The sequence below is a fragment of the Nocardia sp. NPDC058497 genome, from assembly GCF_042720195.1.
In the GTDB taxonomy this organism is placed as follows: Bacteria; Actinomycetota; Actinomycetes; order Mycobacteriales; family Mycobacteriaceae; genus Nocardia.
Window position 1 is genome coordinate 1 of record NZ_JBHXMY010000797.1, and the last position, 2163, is coordinate 2163.

Annotated in this window: 2 protein-coding genes; both read right to left on the minus strand. The window is 59.3% G+C overall.

Annotated features, from left to right (window positions below; translation table 11 throughout):
- Positions 1-322: LLM class flavin-dependent oxidoreductase (locus tag ACFWPJ_RS31065; RefSeq protein WP_378856819.1), on the minus strand; the 322-nt coding region annotated here is incomplete at its 3' end.
- Between the two features lie 7 nt (positions 323-329).
- On the minus strand, positions 330-2163 hold a 1834-nt coding region (locus ACFWPJ_RS31070), incomplete at its 5' end, for a thioester reductase domain-containing protein (RefSeq protein ID WP_378856821.1).

Sequence of the window (2163 nt, forward strand, 5' to 3'; positions counted from 1 at the left end):
AGCCGGATGCGAATTCAACCCCGTTCCGACCGTTGGACATGGTGTCTACAACGTACCACTCCTCTGCGATGCGCATCTTATCTTTCAACTTTTCGACAACGCTTCCCGCGCGGATTCTGATGTTGTTGGTGATCGTGGCCAACCCGGCACTAGTCACCGCAGGGTTGGGGTACGCGCCACCAAACGAATGGAAGTGGCGTTCAGGTGTCCACACTGCAGCAAATCCGTTGGCGTCGGCGAATTTAACGGCGTCGACCAGCAGAGCGTAGTTTGCTCGTGCGTCTGCAGAGTTACTTGCGAAGAAGAAGAGCGAGAGGTCCACTGACTGATTACTCCTGCGTGGATGCACCGGCCATAGCCGGAAGGTTTTTGCGTACACTGGAATTCGGGATGTATCCGATGCTCTCAAAGTACGCGAGATATCGTTCGAGCACGGCAGAGTCGGCCGGCGGGTAATTGATACCGATTACGGCAAGCGCCTTCCGGGTATTGCTGTCATCGAACATCATTGCCCGGCGGGCTGCCCACTCCCGGGACTCGCTCAGCAGCGCGGCACCTGCCAACGAAAAGTCGCCGGTGGATGCAAGTGTGCTCGCTTCGTCCCTCAGTCGTTTTCGAAATTCATTGGCACTCACTTCAGTTATCCGATGACCGCGGGATCGCAGCAAGTCCAGGATCATACGTACCGGCACATGCCGATTATTGACAATATGGAAAGTTTGCCCGTCGGGCAGTGCGTTGGTTGCTATCCTCGTAATCGCTTCTGCGGCATAGTCCACCGGCACTAACTCAATATGTGTCTCCATCGCTGCAGGTGCGACGCCGAGCACTGCGATTGCGCGGACGATATTCCAGAACCCGTGGGTGGCTCCTGCGCCGGTTCGCGTGTGGCCAGAGATCAAACTGACACGGTAGATAGAGGTGGGTACCCCTCGCTCCGATGCAGACTCGACCAAGGACTCAGCGACCCACTTGGATGTCACGTACCCGGAATACTCCACGTCTGCGAAGTCGGGTCTGTCCTGTTCGAGAATCTGCGCTCCCACCGGATATTCTGCTCCGGAGAACATCGAAGTGGTCGAAATGTAGTGCAGCGATGTCCTGCTACCGCTGCCAGCCATCCGAAGCAGCTCCCGGGTGCCGCCTACATTCGCGGCGCGCACGCGTTCATATTCGTCGACATGACTGACCTGTGCACCGCAGTGGACGATCGTGCTGATGCGCGAACATAGCATGTCGAATACCTCGGATTCGATACCGAGTCCAGGTGCAGCGAGGTCGGCGGGTAGAGCAATGATTCGGTTGCGAATGCGCGGATTCCAAAGCCCGAATCTCAGCAGCGAATCAGTGACCTTCGCCGCGGCTTCGTCGTCTGTCCGTGCGCGAACCAGGCACCAGATCGTCCCGTCGGTATGCTCGATCAGGTCGTGCAGGATATGCGCGCCGAGGAAACCTGTCGCTCCCGTCAGCAGTATCTGGTTATCGGGAGAGTCGGGTTCGTCCTGAGTGCGCGGCAGCGTTTCCAGCAATCGGAGGTCGGCTTCGACCAGGTCAGCGGTCGCTGATGTCGATCGCCCGTCGATAAGGGCGGCGAGACTCGCCACGCTGGGGGTGCGAAAGAAATCGCGGAGCGGTAGCTGCAACCCGGTCTCGGCCATAAGAAGGCTGCGTACTTGGAATGCGAGCAGGGAATTTCCGCCCTGCGCGTAGAAGTCTTGGTCTCGTCCTACCTCGTCGACCCCGAGCACTGCGGCGAACGTCCGTGCGACCAGCTGTTCCGTGGGAGTCTGCGGCCGCTGCGTGGAGACCTTCAACGCTGGGATCTGAGACTCCAACGCCCCTCGATCTAACATTCCCCGCGGCGGGGTTCGCCACAACCCCCCAAACAGAAAAAACCCCGGAACCATCGGTGATGGCAATGTCGCAAACAGCTCGGCTCGGAGTTGGCTCGGAACGGGTGCCGTGCCGGCCTTTGGCACCACGAACGCGGCAAGCTGCTGCAAACCAGCCGACTCGCCGACAAGGACAACGGCTTGCGCCACTGAATCGGTGGCCAGCAGTCGGGACTCGATCTCGCCGAGCTCGATCCGCTGGCCACGAAATTTGACCTGGGAGTCTGTGCGGCCCAGGTACTCGAGTGGTCCTTCGGCTTTCCACACAGCC